The following is a 16,211-nucleotide window of genomic DNA, read 5'->3' on the forward strand; positions in this document are numbered from 1 at the left end:
TCTGTTCGTCAGACCAGAGATTTGCCGCCAACTTCCTTCAGATTCCACCTCACGGTGGACACCCTTGTCTTAAGCTATACACTTACCACTACTAGGTCGTGTTAGGGACTTTCACCCTTAAGATTACGCCCATGCTGGGCGCACAACAAAATCCTGATGGTAATGCTAAAGCATCACATAATTGAATTAATTTATCATATGCTGTAAATTCAATATTTTCTAAATACTCTTTAATAAATTCACGTTCTTTAACAGTGCAATCTTTCTTTCCACATATACCATCAATATTTTTACATAGATATCCATGTGTCATACATACTCTTGCTAATAAATCATATCCTTTTTCCATAGCAAATTTATAACCATCTAAACTATGCTTCTCATTAGTTACACCATATCTTCTCCCTATATCATGTAACATTCCAAGTACCAATGCTACATTAGAATCTAATTCTTTATCTTCTTTTGCAATTAGTTCTGCAGCTCTCCCTACATATAAAGAATGTTCTACCCATGGTCCAGGATTTAATTTACTCCCTTCTTCTAATATTATTTTTGCTTCTTCTAAAGTTGGAACGCCCTCTACAATGTAACTTTGCAAATTACTCATCCCCTTAATAATAATTTTTTATAATCATATATAATTTATATTCTCATTTACTCTGATAATCTTACTTTTATTACATTATACGTCTAAAATTTAGACTTTTTTGCAGAATATTGTATGTTATTTGTAACACTTATATAAATATTTTAGAATTTGTTCATACTACATTAATTTTTTATGTTTTCTTCTATAGAGTTCCAAGTTGACTCTTAAAGTTATCCATTCCAAAACTTGGATACCTAAAATAGTGAGACATGCTCCCAATCACTTAGAATTCAACACTACATATTACATAAAAATATTTTAAGGTTATTGAATAAATTTTAATTGGAGCTTGTTTCCCTATATAACCTCTTATTTACCTATATCTTTTTAAATATATAAAAAAGATAACTTTCCTTTATGAAAATTATCTAATAAATAATATTTTATTACTTGTTCCATATCTGAACCTAATTTAAATAATAGTTTTATCTTGAAGCTATTTTATATTATGTTTGAAATATTCTATAAATTTTCTTCTGAATAGTTTTACATTTTAACTTATTTTTGTTAGTTCATAACATACTAATATTATTTGTCTTTTGTTATAATTGGTTTTCCTTCCGAATCTACCAACACTGTTAATCCACCGGAAGTACCATTACTAATATATAAATAATTTACGCCTGTCTCTTTATCAACTATTATTCTATAACTCTCTATGTTTCCTTGTGTAGACACAACTTCAAATCTTTTTTCTTGCTTCATAATTTAATCCCCCTATGTTTAAATTATTATTTTTTTATAAGTTATTCATTTTTATAACTTTTATATCTTATAAGAAAATCGTAATATAATTGCTGTTAACCCCACCACATAATCATAACAAAAATTGAAAAAGTAGACGTCCAAATTCCTATAATACTGTCAATAAAAATATAGATAATAAATCTTCCTTTTTTCTGCCCTTGTTTTTTTATGCATCTACATATCAATATAGGTGTAATTAAAAATAACAGTATACTTATCAACGTTAACGCTGTTAAACAATACACGGCAGATAATTTCACTATATTTATATTATCACTTATATAATAAGCAATATCTTGAGCGAATACACCCAGTATTGTAGCCAAAAGAATATTTCCAAACATAAAAATCTTAAATCTTTTTATAGAATCAACTTTGTAATTTTTGCTTTGCTCTTTAGACAATATTTGTCCCTCCTGCCATCATATTTGTTACTGGTGCACAACATCTTGCTTCATACTATATACTAACTATTTTAAGCAAAATTTTTACTAGCTACTAAAACACCTACAAGTGGATGTAATTGATATACTTCAATATTAAAATTTAATTCTGAAAAACATTTAACTAACTCTTTAACCGTTGATGGTTGGTCATTACCTGGTCCATAACCAATTTCATCATATTCATCTTTATACTTATCTGGATTTTCAAAAAACATTAAATCACCTATGACAATAGTTTCTAAGCTTTGTCCACCTATATAAACCATACTTTCAATTGCTTTCTTCTTTTCCTGTGAATTCAAATGATGTAATGCGTAATTTGAAATAATTTTAGTAATTCTCTTTTCTTTCAAATCAACATTTTCATCAGGCTTATCAAAGGTTCCAATAAAGAATTCAATATTTTCTCTGTTTTCGTGGTTAGCATTTTCAGTTGATTGTCTAATCATTCCTTCACTTATATCAATTCCTATACCATGTTTTATAGTTTTTGAAAGTTCAATAATTTGTTTACCCGTTCCACATCCAATATCTAAAATAACATCATTTACATCTGGATTGGCTAATTCACTTACCAACTTACCTGATCTATATCTCCAAATATAGTTATCAGTTACATACTCTTTACTTGCATTATCAAATCTTTCTTTTACACTGATATCCATTTCATATCCTCCTACTTTTTATAAATTACTATTTATTATTTTAACAGAGTCCTTATCTTTCAAATTTTTCCCATATTTCATTTTTTATTTTTTCAATAATATATAATCATAATAAGCCGATGTATATTTTTCACCATCTACTGCTCTTTGAATTACTCGCATCTCTTTATAGATAATTTCAAATTTACTAAAGTATTTTTCGATTTCATTATCCTTGTAGTGGCAATACAGCGTTATATCATCTTTTTCAATATGTATAAACTGCCCTTCACCTACTTGTTCACCCTTACCAAATGAATCGCATTCTTCACTTAAAAAATTCACATAACACAATCCTCCATTTTTTAATACTCGATGAAATTCAGATAATGCAACTAGAAATTCTTCTTTTCTTATATGAACAGATGTATTATATGAAAATAAGAAACTAAAAAATTCATTGTTAAATGGGAGTTTTTTCATATCGCCCTGTATAATGTTTAAGTCCATATCATGATTAGTAGAGAATATAGATGCCTTTTCTAATTGTTCTTCAGATATTTCAATTCCATAAGTTTTATATCCAAACTCATGAAATAGAGAAAGTGGCGGATTACTTCCACCAGCACCACAATCAAGAATAATTTTTTCATTAGGATTGTTGTTACAATATTTTAAAAAATTATATAATGGAATAGCATTTATAAGATTACTCATATTTCATTCTCTCCTTTTTGGGATATCGTTGCTCTGTTAATAAAATAATACCTTCACTTTTCATATTATTTATATTGTCCTATCTTTAGGTTAGATAATATCCTGTTCTTTACTTAAATAATCCTGTTTTGTTAATTCAACAATATCATTTGAAACCCTTTTAAACCCAACTTTCTTAAATACCTTTTCTGCAATTATCCTGGAACTTGGAAAATCATCAAAGACCTTGTCTGCTCCTAATTCATTAAATGCAACCTTAATCAATAATCTTAATGCTTGTTCACTAAATCCTTTTCCTCTATGCTGCGCTTCAATTATTATATTAATACAATAAGAATTTTTTTCACTAACATATCGTAGGGCAACCTCACCAACAGGTATATTTTCATCACTACTGATTATATACGCATAATATTTTTCTGGTATATTATTTATCCATCGAGAAAACCAATCTTCCCAATGATTTTCTTTAAATTCTATACATCCTGTTTCATCATTCTCTCCATATTCTATATTATAAGCCATGGTTTCTTTATCTGATAAAAGTTTTCTTCTATAATCTAATTCTTCAATTTTAGGTATTTTAAACTCTACTTTATTACTTTCCATCTTTGTTCCCCCATATTAATCAAACAATATTACTTGTCATATATTATTAAATAGATATTAATATGTAATATCCATAGATACAAAGTTTCCTTACTAAAATTTTATATTTAACAACTTAGTTTTCCTAATCTTCTTATAACTTTTTTCATGCTTCTCCAAAAAATTATTAACTTGCAACTTCTTAAACTTTAGCTCCATAAATATGTTTTCTTAACTTAATTATTTCTTTTCTTAAAACTATTTTTTATTTCATTTTCCCCCCAAACTTTCTAATTTTCACTTAATATCCACCGTTCTAAACTGTATTTTTATAAATAGTACACTTAATAATTTTTTTGGATTATAACGTAAAAATATTATAAAGTTTATTTCTGAATAATACGAAATTCAGAAAATTAATTTTATAGTTTAGTCGTTAAATGAGAACATTATGCAAGAACTTCACTGTAGATTCTGTTTATTAGCATAGGTTAATCCAATATATTTGTTGTTCTTTATCCTCATAGAAATTTTCGCCTGTTAATATACCACCGCAACTCATTGCAGTCTTACTTGAAGCAATATTATCTTTATCACAGATAATCATTACTTTTGGAATTTTCATCTCTTTTGCAATTTCTAAAACAAGTAATAATTGTTGTTTACCATAACCTTTTTTTCTCTCAGTTGGGCGAATGCCATAACCTATTTGTCCTCCATGTTTTTCTAATTCATCAGTTAAAAAGTGACGGAGTTGAATAGTACCTATAATTTTATTATCATATTTTCTTACAGAAAAGAATGTGCTAGCATGAACATTATTGCGAAGTTTATCTTTCTCAATTGAAAGAACAATTTCAAGCCATTTATCAAAATCATTATAATGGGCTAGTCCACAACTGCCATTAATATTGGTTTCCTCAAAGTCTAAATACTCTTGTTTGTATTCCAGAACTTTTTCTTCTAGAATCTTTGATGGGTTTACTAAAATTAATTCACTCAATTTGATACCTCCTAATATAAATAATCTATAATTTTCCTTATTAAACAACTATAAATTAGCTTATAAGAAAATTTTATTAATCTTCCAATTTTCTTTTCCTGTCTGCATTGTGTTGCAACTTCATCCTATCCGCCATATTAATCAATGCTCACTGCCAGATGTATCTAAATCATATCTATAAATAAGTCCCTCTTCCCCATCTGGATGTTTATATTTCAAAAAGCCTAATTTTTCAAATACATTTCTTGACTTTAAATTATTTATATATAGGGTTCTAATTTAACTTTTAAAATTATCCATTCCAAAACTTGGATACCTAAAATAGTGAGACATGCTCAGAATCACTTAGAATTTAACACTGCATCTTGTATGAAAATATTTTAAGGTTATTGAATAAATTTAAGTTGGAGCTTGTTTCCCTATAGATTTCTGCAATCAATGAATTTGCATTAAGTTTATTTCTAGAGTAATTTATAAACCCAAAAGTAATTTCCTTGGCATATCCTTTATCCCAATGTACTCTGCGTAATCTGAATCCAATTTCAAATTCTCCATGTTTATCTTTTTCAACTATAAATGCCATACCTACTTTTGATATTTCATTTTTACTCTTTACACAAAACGCTCCTGTTAAAGCGAACCTTGAATATTTTTCTATCCAATTTCTAAGTACATCTTGACAATCTTCATAAGACATAGAATACCAACCATTAAACTTTATACATTCTGGATCATTATTAATGTTATAAATTAAATCAATATCTTCATTATTAAACTTCTTACAACAAGCCTTTCAGTTTCAAATACCATTTAATTCCTCGTTAAAATTGGTATGAAAATTTATTCATATAATTGTTTTACTAATTCATTATATGATGAACTCCCATCAAGTATATTCTTATATGTGCTTGTCCAATAAGGTATTAATCCTGCTCTATGAGCTACTGCTTGTGATGCAATATTAGATGATGAAGCACAGTATATCGGTAAAACGTTTTTGCTTAATATTTTATGCATTAAATGATTTACAAGTACAGTTGCTAAACCATCTGTTCTGTAATTGCTCTTAACATCTATGCCCATTTCCCACATATTACTATATTCATTCGATGCCCCAGCAAGCCCTATAATTTCTCCATCTTTCATAGCAAAAAACACAATTGCAGTAGATGTACTTCCATCTTCGTCAAATTCTAATGAATTAGTAAATCCTTTAATTTCTCTTAACTTATTTATCTCATTTCCTTCTAAATAGAAATATTCATATTGTGGTAGTAAATCACATAATTTCAGCTTTTTAATATCGGGAATATAATAAATTGATTGACCATATATTAAAGGACATTCAAATATCTCATCTCTTGATTTTCCAACCAATAAAGTTTTCACATTATCCATAATTTCATAAGAAGCTGAAACAATAATTGCTTTTTCAATGTTTGTAATTTCTAAAAAAGGATTTTGTTGAAATTCATTTAATCTAATTGGTTTATGAAAAATTACTCCATCATGCTCAAAGATTTCTTGTTCGCAATTTAAGTATTTTCCAAGATTCTCTTTTACGATTTTTTTAATTTGCATCTTATTCATTTATCTCATCTCCAATTTCTTATTTACAGGATATATTTTTCCTGTATTAAATTTATCTCTTACCTGATTTAATAAATGCTATTAATTTATCTGCATCATCAAAATCATCATAATCTCCATTTATCCCTTGCCTATGATATACAATACCATTCTTTTCGTTTCGTTCTAAGCAATCAAGAAGTTCCTCTACTCCATATCTTTGTATAAATATAGTGAATCCATATGGTTTTATCTTATTTAATAATCCTTTATGACATTTTTCTTTACATAAATAACAAGCCTCTAACCCTTTTTCTATAGAGCACTTACGATTTTCACACCATTCTTTATCTGGGCATTTCCCCGAACTGCAACCAGAGCATTTCGAATTTTCTGAACACAAGCAACAAGCAAGCCCACACCGTGCAATTCCTAATTCTCTTTTCATTTTTTATCCCCTCTTTCGAATTGTTATTTGTCTTTTTAAAGAGTATAACATATTTTGTAAATAAAATATTATTCAATTCTCAAAAATATATTCTATTTTTACTTCATTTTATTTTTTAAGACAACAAAAATACCGCAAATTCATTTCTGAATACTGCGATATTTATATATAATATTTTATACTTTTAAGTTCATTAACAAATTAGAATTTGTCCGGAAGTCTTATATCAAGAAAATTCCCATTCAATAATACACCCCTCTCAGCGAAGAGTCATTCACATTATCAGCATATTTACATAAACATAATATTTGCCTAATACGCACAAATTACTAATTAAGCATTGCTTTATCAATAAATTCACCAACACTATTTGTCATATTAAATGGTTCATATTCTTTCCACATCTCTAAGTTAGATAATAATACAACCTGTTTCTCTTTTCCATCTAATTTATAATTCAATAAATCATCTATCATATCAACTTCTTTAGAATCATCTGATCCATATACCACGGATCCTACAGAATTAAAATTCTTAACTAATATATAATACATTTCTTCAATTCCTCCTTAAAATCATCTTCATTTTGAATTATCCCTTTATCGTATAAATCCTTTAACTTAATCCCTATCATATTGTCTTTATATTTATAAACATATTTATGTAACCACATATTAAAGATATAATCTCTTTCTGTAAAAAACTGTACTTCAATTGGATAATGAAAATTACTCTTCTTATAGTAAATATGATATCCTCTATATCCATCATCATTTTTCTTGCCATTTGACATATCTACATGTCTTATATTTTCATCTCTTAAATCAATATCGTAATTGAGACATATAATTCTAATGCCTAATATATCATTAAAGCATGTTCCAATTTCCTTAGTAGGATAATATCTATCATACTTCAATTTTATAGACTGTAGTGATTTTATTCGGTAAGTATATTGGTCTAGTAACCTTCTTCTTTTCTTTAAAAACAATCTATAGTCATTAAGTTCGTCCATTAAGAGATCTTTATCTACTTTCCTAAGCGTGTTCTTTAAGTTTTTTCCTAGTTTAGTTTCATAACTTATTGCATCTAAAGTCCTAATTAACTTTTTAGTATCCACGTTATTTCCCCTCTACAAATAAATAATACAAATTGATATCATTTCTATACTTCATTATAACATAAGGCAATAATACTTTTAATATTATTGCCTTAATTTTTTGATATTAATAAACAACTCACCGATAACTTATTATTTATCTGCATGTCTCATACAAATAATTTTAACTTTACTTTATCTTATTATTATGAATCAATTATAACATATATTGTAAACACCGTATCATTCAATTTTCAAAGAACATTATTCTTATTTCAGATTTCAATAGTTACGTCGTCTAATAATCATGAGATAAAGTTAAAAATTAGAACTTCTTTTTCCACTTCCAAATCTCATTTTCAGCTTTTGTTATAAATCCTATGTCCCAATAAAATTGTTGGTCTCCACCTACCATACCTTTACATAATGGGTACTTTTTCATAACTCTGTTTGAGAGTTCATATATCATCGCCTTTGCGATTCCATTACGTCTACACCACCATGCCACTCCCAAAGGCTCGAGTTCACAAAGTTGCATTTTTTTATTATACCAAATAATAGCAAGTCCAACTGGTTTTCCTTCTGAATCAAGAACCACTAAATCTAATTCAGGGTCATAGCTGTTCATTTTCTTCAAATTCTCAAAGCCTAATTTAATATTATTTGCAGTAGGCAAAGTGTAGTTGAAAGAAAACATATGTGCATTAGCAGAATAAAATGGAGGGACAGTATTTCCATCCGCAAAAGTATATTCATCTGGAAGTTCTACATCAAATAGTTTTTCTTCAAATATAAGTATATTTATCTTCTCACTATAATCGGCTTTAACATATCCCCGTTCTTCAGCTATTTTTTTAATCCTATAACAATAAGGTGGTATTGTAAGCTTAAGATATCTTGTCCTATTTTCATAAAGTTCACCCTCTTTAAAACAAGACATATGTGTCTCAATATGATGAAACATCAAATTTAAAAGTTCCTTATCCCCAGCACGGTCACAACTATCAAAAATAAAGAAAGCATCACCTTGCCATGCACCTACGCTGATAGCAACTGCTACAAGCTTTTCAGATTCAAACCATAGACCAGTAGTCTGTTCCCAGTTAGCTTTGTTATTTGCCCATGCTGAATGAGCTCCTCTATGGAATTGCAATTGATTAAAAGGATAAGATGGAAATCCAATCGAGTAACTATTTAAAATTAACTCTTCTATTTGTGGAAAAAATTCATCTGTATAATACATAAATTCAAATGCCATATTTACACTTCCTTCTACTAAATACATAGATAACTTTCACGTTTTCCTAACTGATAAATTCTAATTTACATATCTGTCATATAGATAATTTTTACAGACTATTTTTCAAATTTTTTCATTATTACTTTTTTAATATTATAATTTTGAAGCTTTTAAACCTAACTTTACGCCTATGTTTAAAACCCTATATAAAATGAAAGAAAAAACTATTTAGTTGTTAATGTAATACTATACTTGTTCATATCTTCATTTTCCTCTTCATCAAAAATAGTTCCTAAAAATTTTCCATTATTCTTTTCTATAATTTTCTTTGAGGCTATATTGTCTATATTACAAGTTAAAATTACTTCTTCTAGCCCTATCTTTATAGACCTCTCCAATGCTAGTTTTAAAATTTGAAAACCATAACCTTTATTTCTATAATCTGGTGATATATCATAACCTATATGCCCAGCACATTCCACCTCTTCATGTCTAATTCTCACTACTCCTACAACTTCTTTTTTATCAATTAACCAAAATGTTGAAGTTATAACCTCTCCTTCAGATAGATTATTTCCTTTGGAATAATCGTCCAAGTCGTCTAAATAATCTTGGAAATTTTCTAATGCTCTTTTATATTTATTAAAATAATGTTCATCATTTATCTTTCTATAAGCTAAAGCATAATTTTCAAAACCCTTTTGATAGTTCTTATTAGGCTGAACTAAAAATAAACCTTTCATAAATCATCCTCCATTTTATATGGTATTTATATTTAATTATAATTTACATTCATAACATCTATATTTGTCAATAATTTTAAATCCTAATTCTTTTGCTGAATCTAACTGAATTTCACTATCCTCATCAATGAAATAAACAATATCATTGATATTAGTATATTTTTTATAAATGTTTTTAATCATTACGTTAATTAGATCACTTTCAATTCCTTTTTCTGTAACTCTTTCATCTATAAATAATCCAATTACCTCTGCCTCAATTTTAAGATCTCTAACAAAAATACTTCCCATAATAGTCCCATTTTCCATATATACAAAAATATTAAAGTCGTCAAAGCTTTCCTTAATATGCTCACTATTCCAATACATATCTTTTGCATACTTATCATGAAATTTAGCATATTCTTCAAATTGATTACTTTGTAACAAATTTATTGTTTTTTCAATATTGCAAATATTATAATTTTCTTTATATAATCTTGTATCAATACTAGATTCAATACATTTAAAATTTCTACTTTCTAAATATTTGATTGCCTCTTTATTATCAAATGTGATACCTATAAGTAAATTATATCCTTTAAACTCATTCTTAAGATAATTTATTATTTCATCAGCAGTAATATTATAATTATCTTTTATTAAAAACATATTGGTTTGTACATACATCTCTTCTTCTATCCAAAAAAAACTACAAACCCCCATAAGCATATTCTCTTTATAACAAGCGATTATTCTTCGTGTATCTGAATTAATTGCCTTTTCAATGCCACTTTGTAAATCCTCTTTACTTTTACGTCTTGGATAACTATTTTTTTTATTATCCTGACACAAACTCCATGCAAAATCTAGAATTTCACTAAAATCATTAACCGTTTTTATCATTTTTATTTCTACTCCCTACATCTTTTTAATGTACAACAAATTATTTCATTATTCGAATGTAACAATATGTTCAATAGTATCACCAATATTTAATAATTTTTCTGCAAAAAAACCTGGGTAAGCTACATAGTCTTTTAGATTTTTAATAGGTAACCAATGCATATACTCTCGAACTCCTTGTGTATAACTATTACTGTTTAATTCTTGCGTTCCTCTAGGCTTCATAAGAAAATAAAATGCAATTTCATGACACCTTACCCCATCTAACGTTCCAGTTCCATCAAAAAAGTTTTCATGTATAAATACTAATTTCTCAACCTCATATGCTACACCAGTTTCTTCAAGTACTTCTCGTTTAACGGCATCTTCTGCTTTTTCTCCTAAATGAACTCCTCCACCAATGGAATAATAATAATTTTCTAATTGGTTTTTAGCAAAAAGAACACATCCATTTTCCATAATAATTGCTGCTGCTCTATATCTAAACCACCCATTTTCTCCCGTAAATCCACAATCCATATTAATCCTCCACCTATTGAAATATATTTATATTCTACATTTTCCCATTAAAAAATAATGCCAAATTCATTGAATCTTTCATAGCATTTATATCATCTTTAGCTGGAATATTGTTAGTATTATGGCTATAAACAACCGGTGCAATGTCTCTCGAGTTCATATGATGCAAAATTGTACATGCTGTTTTATAAGCATTTCCAGTGTTTCCATCTCCACCGCCTACTAATATAACTCCACCTCTTTTTTCATTTTTAATGAGCATCTTATTCCTAAAGAGCCTTGCACAAAAATAAGTTTGCAGTCTACTTGTAACTGCCAACAACTGGCCTGTCAATTCAGAAAAGTAAAGTGGCGATGCAATTAAAATATTATCGCATTCTTGGATATAGTTATAAACCTCTTGCATTTCATCATTTAGACAACATCCATCATTCTCCCAACAATATCTACAATCAATACACGGTTTGATATTACATTTATATGCATCTATTATTTTATATTCCCCTTCTAAGTTATTAATAAGTTCATTCACCAATGCCATAGTATCACCATTTTTTCTTGGTGAACCATTAAAAATAAGTGTTTTCATTAATTACTTCCCTTCATTTATTAATCTATACTTTTTTTAAGACTACAATTTAATTAATATGAAAATTATACCATATATTCTGTATATTTTTACATGTTTGCAAAAAACAGACTAAATTTAAAACACCATAAAATTTATTTCTAAATAATACGGTGTTTTATCCTTAATTAAACTTATACTATATGATTATTTTCTTTCAATACTATTAATAATATTTAAAATATCACTTGTAGAGTAAGCCACAAAATCTGGCTTAACATCCCATTTTTTTGTACTATGTCCACTATATCTTGCCGCAATACATATTACCTTAACATCCTCTTTATTTAACTTATAATAATTCTCAGCATTTTTCCCAAATATAGTATCTTCTTGATGATCTCCTATGTAGACTATTACACTTTTATTTGATGATACATTAAGATTATCTAGACATTTTAGAAAACCACTTGGATTAGGTTTTTGCTCATTATATGAAATATCATCATACCCTATAATTGATTGAAAATATTCTCCAACACCAAATTCCCTTAAAGTATTGTAAATATTTTTAGAGCAATTTTGTGAACAAATTCCATGTTTAATATTCCCCAATGTTTTTATTACATCACTTAATCCTTCAAACATATTAGGTAATGTAGTATCTTTCAATTGATAGGGACTCCATAGCTTCCCTGCTTCATTTACTTGCTCATCGTTTAGTCCATAACAATTTTTATATAATTCTTTCCAATTTTTATATTTATAATTTGCTTTTTGATAATTTTCAATAGAAACTAATGCCTCTGGGATATTATCATATACATCTGGAATAAAATTTTTTAGAACCTCCATTGTTACTGCCATATTTTTTCTAGTTGTATCTACTAAGGTTCCATCATAATCCCATAAAACTGCCGAAATTTTCATTGTAAATTCTCCTAACACTTATTATTTTCCCAACACTAAAATTCACTACAATTACATACCAATATATATTTTTTCAATTTGCATTTTTTCACAAACTGTTCATTTTTTCATTTATAGTATTGATTTTTAATTGCATATTTGTATTTTAATACACTAATTTAAGTATCAAACTCTACATAATATAATACATTTTTATCTATATCATAAATAGCTATTGTGATATTAAAAGATCCTCGATAAAATATCTTTGCATCACTTGAAGCATCATCACTTTCGCTATGACGGTCAACAAAATACCAATATCCATTTTCTACTTGAGGAATTTTAAAATCTTTAGCTACATCACCGCCATAGTAAACTCCATTTTTTATTCCTCCATAAATAAACATATTAATATTCTCACTTAATGGTGTTTTATGCCAACTAACGTTATCTTTAAATTCTTCTAAGATATTTTCTTTATCATCAGATGCAAATTCTAATTTTGCAAATGTATTTCCATCTCCATGAAATCCTTCATGTGTATCTTCATAAATTATATTTATTGGTTTTGGTATATTAATGTTAATTTGTTTTTTAACATAATCAACATCTGATGTACCTGTAAACTTTATAAACCCATATAAACTTATAAAAAATAGTATCACCAAAATAACAATTTTTTTCATTTAAAATTTCTCCCTCTTGAACAATACAAAACTATTATAATATATTTTATTAATCATTAGATTCACGAAAAGCCTTGGTTCTAAAATTAAAACTATGTTGCCTTAGTTTATTATCAAACATTAAATTTTTCTTTTCTGTTTCCTCATAAGGACTTCTAAATGGACTCCTATAATGTATATAATTAAGTATATTGATTCCAGTCCATACCTTATCTCTCATATCTAACCTGTAAAAAACATACCCTCTTTGATTATCAGAACCAAAAGGATAATTTACAGCACCAGCAATTGCTTTAAACTGATTTTCATTTCCAAACCAATCACTTTCTGAAGTTATCTCGTTCTTTAATCTAGGCATATCTGCTGAATAGTTTGTCCCATTTTTTTCGCACAATAATTTTCCATTTATAAGTTCCAATTTCTCCGATCCAGTAATTTTAAATCCATCATGCCAATATGCATTTCCACCTACCCATTGAAAATATTCAATGCCATACATGCTATCATCTTTTAATTCAACATAAATAATTGTTGAATTCAAATTAATTTTTCCTGGTTCTTGAATAGTTTTGTAAGCACCAAACTTCTCCTTAACAGTTTTCTCTTTTGAATCAAACATCAACGTCTCACTAGAAACATCTACATATGTAGCATCCTTTAACATATCAACTTCACTATCTGATATGTCTTTAATAATCTCCTCTGGAAATCCCATATTTACAAGCATATCACGTGTTTGTGAAGTCTTTGGAAAAGTAAATTCTTCCGAATTTAATCTAATATGATTAGAAACTAAACTACACAATATAAATATAAAAATACACCCTATTATATACTTTAAAACATGATTTTTACTCTTAAGCCTTACAGTATTATCTAAATTTTCAAACTTAACTTTTTCTAATTCCTTACATACCTTATAAAGTAAAATAAAGTTGTAAAAATAAAATAAGATTACTGGAATAGATATAAACCACAACTTTCCCAACTCTGTAATGGCAAAAACTAAAATAGAAACTCTCCAAATAATCATACGTAATATAGGATCTTTACGTAGTCTTATGTCTCCTTTTTCAAAAACTTTTTTTAACCCTTTTCGAAATACAATAAGAAAACTTACGTGAAAAACAGTTAAAGCAATTATCACAATAGTATTATTTCTAAAATTAACACTTAATGGTGTATTTCCATATATTAAACTTAAGATATTAGCTAACATATTTATTATAGAAAAGATCCATGCACTATTAAGTTCCCTATTTTCCTTACGCAAGTCATAAAATCCAATATACAAAAGCCCTGCTCCAATTATAGGTAAAATATACTGTAACCCTCTAAAATTGAAAGTCATCATAGTAAATATAAATCCCCATGTAATATCCTTTATTGGATTATGCCAAGGATTACTAGGTTCATCTAGTTGAAAATTAGCATCACCCATTTATATTCACCTCCTTTTTAAGTTTATTTAATCCCTCATAATTTTTTAAAGGGAAGATAAGCTTTAAAATACAAATGCCACTTTATCTGTATGTCTTATATAGGGAAACAAGCTCGCATTTAAATTTATTCAATAGCTTCAAAATATTTTTATGCAAAATGTAGCGTTGAATTTGAAGTGTTTCCGAGCATGTCTCACTATTTTGGGTATCCAAGTTTTGGAACGAGTAATTTTAAAAGTCAACTTGGAACCTTATAAATGAGATTAAGTTAAATATTTCGACCATATTGTAACATGTTTTTAAATAACATACTATTAAGTTTTTAATAACTATATTTTCTATTATTTTTTATAATTGAACATTATAGATAAGTTTAATAGTAAATTTAATTTTTTTTAAACTACCAAACTCTATTCTTATATTTTTAAAATACCATATAAAAAATATCGCAAATTCATTTCTTTTGAATAATGCGATATATATTATTAATTTTTATGATTATATTAAAATATATAAGAATATAAATTAATATATGTTTACTTTATCTCATCTCCATATATCTTATAACTTCCTACGAAATTTTCAAGTTCTACTGAAAGATCTCCACTTACATCTTTATCCATAGTCAATTCTTTAGCACCACTCGTGTTTATTGGAAAATCTTCAATCACCTCATTTTTCGAACCAGTTAATTGAATCTTTAGACTACCCTTTTTTACATCAGAGTCATATGTGAATTTTACTTTATCACCTTTTTTTAATTCTATTGATATTACTCTATTACCAGTTGCGTTAACTGCATCATCTTTTTCTATACATCCTAATGAATGAATTCCTAATGAATGAATTACTAATGAACTAATATCACTGTCATTATTTTTAAGAAATGACCATCCTGTTGCAAAAAATATTAATATACATAGTATAAATGTTATGCCTAATGGTTTATAACCCTTCATAAATTTTCTCCCTTCTCTCTTAAATATTAAATATTAAATATTAAATATTTTATATCTTAACTATAACCGAATTTCTTTACAAATTATACTATAGTTTGTATTTTATTGAATTATATATTCATACTAATCTATACTGTTTTTCACTTTAATAACACATTATTAATCTTTTTAAATATTATTTTTACCTTTTATATAATATAGGGAAACAAGCTCCAATTTAAACTTATTCAATAACTTTAAAATATTTTCATACAAGATTCAGCATTGAATTCTAGGTGATTCGGAACATGTCTCACTATTTTAGGTATACAAGTTTTGGAATGGATAATTTTAAGAGTCAACTT

20 protein-coding genes and 1 pseudogene are annotated in these 16,211 nt (G+C 27.2%); all 21 read right to left on the minus strand.

Going from position 1 to position 16,211, the window contains the following annotated elements; genetic code table 11:
• Positions 1–91 precede the first annotated feature (91 nt).
• The 21 genes and pseudogenes from ACYUE0_RS16705 to ACYUE0_RS16805 all read right to left on the minus strand — a co-directional run bounded on the left by ACYUE0_RS16705 (position 92) and on the right by ACYUE0_RS16805 (position 15,867).
• Positions 92–601 carry an HD domain-containing protein gene (locus ACYUE0_RS16705; RefSeq protein ID WP_460271696.1) on the minus strand — a complete coding sequence of 170 codons (510 nt, stop codon included), beginning with the start codon at positions 599–601 and terminating at the stop codon, positions 92–94.
• A 579-nt stretch (positions 602–1,180) separates the two neighbouring features.
• Complete coding sequence (locus ACYUE0_RS16710) at positions 1,181–1,357, minus strand: DUF6440 family protein (protein ID WP_460271698.1); 177 nt, start codon at positions 1,355–1,357, stop codon at positions 1,181–1,183.
• 95 nt (positions 1,358–1,452) lie between these two features.
• The gene (locus ACYUE0_RS16715; RefSeq protein ID WP_460271700.1) at positions 1,453–1,803 is read right to left on the minus strand and encodes a hypothetical protein; all 351 of its coding nucleotides are present in this window, start codon (positions 1,801–1,803) and stop codon (positions 1,453–1,455) included.
• 71 nt (positions 1,804–1,874) lie between these two features.
• Positions 1,875–2,510: a class I SAM-dependent methyltransferase gene (locus tag ACYUE0_RS16720; RefSeq protein ID WP_460271702.1), complete on the minus strand. Its 636-nt coding sequence runs from the start codon at positions 2,508–2,510 to the stop codon at positions 1,875–1,877.
• 84 nt (positions 2,511–2,594) lie between these two features.
• The gene (locus ACYUE0_RS16725; protein ID WP_460271704.1) at positions 2,595–3,206 is read right to left on the minus strand and encodes a class I SAM-dependent methyltransferase; all 612 of its coding nucleotides are present in this window, start codon (positions 3,204–3,206) and stop codon (positions 2,595–2,597) included.
• A 90-nt stretch (positions 3,207–3,296) separates the two neighbouring features.
• Entirely contained in the window at positions 3,297–3,815 is a 519-nt protein-coding gene (locus ACYUE0_RS16730; protein WP_460271706.1) for a GNAT family N-acetyltransferase, read from the minus strand.
• Between the two features lie 460 nt (positions 3,816–4,275).
• Entirely contained in the window at positions 4,276–4,797 is a 522-nt protein-coding gene (locus tag ACYUE0_RS16735; RefSeq protein WP_460271708.1) for a GNAT family N-acetyltransferase, read from the minus strand.
• Positions 4,798–5,149: 352 nt separating this feature from the next.
• Positions 5,150–5,563, minus strand: a pseudogene (locus ACYUE0_RS16740) (GNAT family N-acetyltransferase); the annotation flags it as partial.
• Between the two features lie 74 nt (positions 5,564–5,637).
• On the minus strand, positions 5,638–6,387 hold the full coding sequence (locus ACYUE0_RS16745; protein WP_460271710.1) for a GNAT family N-acetyltransferase: 750 nt from the start codon (positions 6,385–6,387) through the stop codon (positions 5,638–5,640).
• Between the two features lie 52 nt (positions 6,388–6,439).
• Positions 6,440–6,814, minus strand: a complete 375-nt coding sequence (locus ACYUE0_RS16750; protein WP_061997145.1) for a hypothetical protein — start codon at positions 6,812–6,814, stop codon at positions 6,440–6,442.
• Positions 6,815–7,143: 329 nt separating this feature from the next.
• The gene (locus ACYUE0_RS16755) at positions 7,144–7,368 is read right to left on the minus strand and encodes a DUF6718 family protein (RefSeq protein ID WP_216449174.1); all 225 of its coding nucleotides are present in this window, start codon (positions 7,366–7,368) and stop codon (positions 7,144–7,146) included.
• Complete coding sequence (locus ACYUE0_RS16760) at positions 7,353–7,934, minus strand: nucleotidyltransferase family protein (protein ID WP_216449175.1); 582 nt, start codon at positions 7,932–7,934, stop codon at positions 7,353–7,355. Before ACYUE0_RS16760 ends, ACYUE0_RS16755 begins: the two co-directional genes overlap by 16 nt.
• 304 nt (positions 7,935–8,238) lie before the next feature.
• Positions 8,239–9,171 (minus strand): GNAT family N-acetyltransferase, encoded by a 933-nt coding sequence (locus tag ACYUE0_RS16765; RefSeq protein ID WP_460271713.1) that lies wholly within the window; start codon positions 9,169–9,171, stop codon positions 8,239–8,241.
• Between the two features lie 206 nt (positions 9,172–9,377).
• Positions 9,378–9,896, minus strand: coding sequence for a GNAT family N-acetyltransferase (locus ACYUE0_RS16770; RefSeq protein WP_460271714.1), 519 nt, complete (start codon positions 9,894–9,896; stop codon positions 9,378–9,380).
• 36 nt (positions 9,897–9,932) lie between these two features.
• A complete protein-coding gene (locus ACYUE0_RS16775) occupies positions 9,933–10,781 on the minus strand; it encodes a hypothetical protein (RefSeq protein ID WP_460271716.1) in 849 nt (282 codons plus the stop codon).
• 48 nt (positions 10,782–10,829) lie between these two features.
• The gene (locus ACYUE0_RS16780; protein WP_460271728.1) at positions 10,830–11,306 is read right to left on the minus strand and encodes an NUDIX hydrolase; all 477 of its coding nucleotides are present in this window, start codon (positions 11,304–11,306) and stop codon (positions 10,830–10,832) included.
• A gap of 28 nt (positions 11,307–11,334) precedes the next feature.
• Positions 11,335–11,889, minus strand: coding sequence for a flavodoxin family protein (locus tag ACYUE0_RS16785; protein ID WP_460271718.1), 555 nt, complete (start codon positions 11,887–11,889; stop codon positions 11,335–11,337).
• 186 nt (positions 11,890–12,075) lie between these two features.
• Positions 12,076–12,798, minus strand: a complete 723-nt coding sequence (locus ACYUE0_RS16790) for an HAD family hydrolase (RefSeq protein ID WP_460271720.1) — start codon at positions 12,796–12,798, stop codon at positions 12,076–12,078.
• 158 nt (positions 12,799–12,956) lie between these two features.
• Positions 12,957–13,466: a hypothetical protein gene (locus ACYUE0_RS16795; protein ID WP_460271722.1), complete on the minus strand. Its 510-nt coding sequence runs from the start codon at positions 13,464–13,466 to the stop codon at positions 12,957–12,959.
• 49 nt (positions 13,467–13,515) lie between these two features.
• Positions 13,516–14,907, minus strand: coding sequence for a hypothetical protein (locus tag ACYUE0_RS16800; RefSeq protein WP_460271724.1), 1,392 nt, complete (start codon positions 14,905–14,907; stop codon positions 13,516–13,518).
• A 537-nt stretch (positions 14,908–15,444) separates the two neighbouring features.
• The gene (locus ACYUE0_RS16805) at positions 15,445–15,867 is read right to left on the minus strand and encodes a hypothetical protein (RefSeq protein ID WP_460271726.1); all 423 of its coding nucleotides are present in this window, start codon (positions 15,865–15,867) and stop codon (positions 15,445–15,447) included.
• Positions 15,868–16,211: the final 344 nt, after the last annotated feature.

The sequence above is a fragment of the Clostridium sp. CTA-19 genome, assembly GCF_054767855.1.

Bases quoted from the DNA above. Each gene is read 5' to 3' on its own strand.
- ACYUE0_RS16755 (WP_216449174.1), bottom strand. From the start codon at position 7,368: ATGTATTATATATTAGTTAAGAATTTTAATTCTGTAGGATCCGTGGTA.
- ACYUE0_RS16800 (WP_460271724.1), bottom strand. From the start codon at position 14,907: ATGGGTGATGCTAATTTTCAACTAGATGAACCTAGTAATCCTTGGCAT.
- ACYUE0_RS16770 (WP_460271714.1), bottom strand. From the start codon at position 9,896: ATGAAAGGTTTATTTTTAGTTCAGCCTAATAAGAACTATCAAAAGGGT.
- ACYUE0_RS16765 (WP_460271713.1), bottom strand. From the start codon at position 9,171: ATGGCATTTGAATTTATGTATTATACAGATGAATTTTTTCCACAAATA.
- ACYUE0_RS16790 (WP_460271720.1), bottom strand. From the start codon at position 12,798: ATGAAAATTTCGGCAGTTTTATGGGATTATGATGGAACCTTAGTAGAT.
- ACYUE0_RS16785 (WP_460271718.1), bottom strand. From the start codon at position 11,889: ATGAAAACACTTATTTTTAATGGTTCACCAAGAAAAAATGGTGATACT.
- ACYUE0_RS16710 (WP_460271698.1), bottom strand. From the start codon at position 1,357: ATGAAGCAAGAAAAAAGATTTGAAGTTGTGTCTACACAAGGAAACATA.
- ACYUE0_RS16720 (WP_460271702.1), bottom strand. From the start codon at position 2,510: ATGGATATCAGTGTAAAAGAAAGATTTGATAATGCAAGTAAAGAGTAT.
- ACYUE0_RS16725 (WP_460271704.1), bottom strand. From the start codon at position 3,206: ATGAGTAATCTTATAAATGCTATTCCATTATATAATTTTTTAAAATAT.
- ACYUE0_RS16795 (WP_460271722.1), bottom strand. From the start codon at position 13,466: ATGAAAAAAATTGTTATTTTGGTGATACTATTTTTTATAAGTTTATAT.
- ACYUE0_RS16805 (WP_460271726.1), bottom strand. From the start codon at position 15,867: ATGAAGGGTTATAAACCATTAGGCATAACATTTATACTATGTATATTA.
- ACYUE0_RS16750 (WP_061997145.1), bottom strand. From the start codon at position 6,814: ATGAAAAGAGAATTAGGAATTGCACGGTGTGGGCTTGCTTGTTGCTTG.
- ACYUE0_RS16745 (WP_460271710.1), bottom strand. From the start codon at position 6,387: ATGAATAAGATGCAAATTAAAAAAATCGTAAAAGAGAATCTTGGAAAA.
- ACYUE0_RS16775 (WP_460271716.1), bottom strand. From the start codon at position 10,781: ATGATAAAAACGGTTAATGATTTTAGTGAAATTCTAGATTTTGCATGG.
- ACYUE0_RS16730 (WP_460271706.1), bottom strand. From the start codon at position 3,815: ATGGAAAGTAATAAAGTAGAGTTTAAAATACCTAAAATTGAAGAATTA.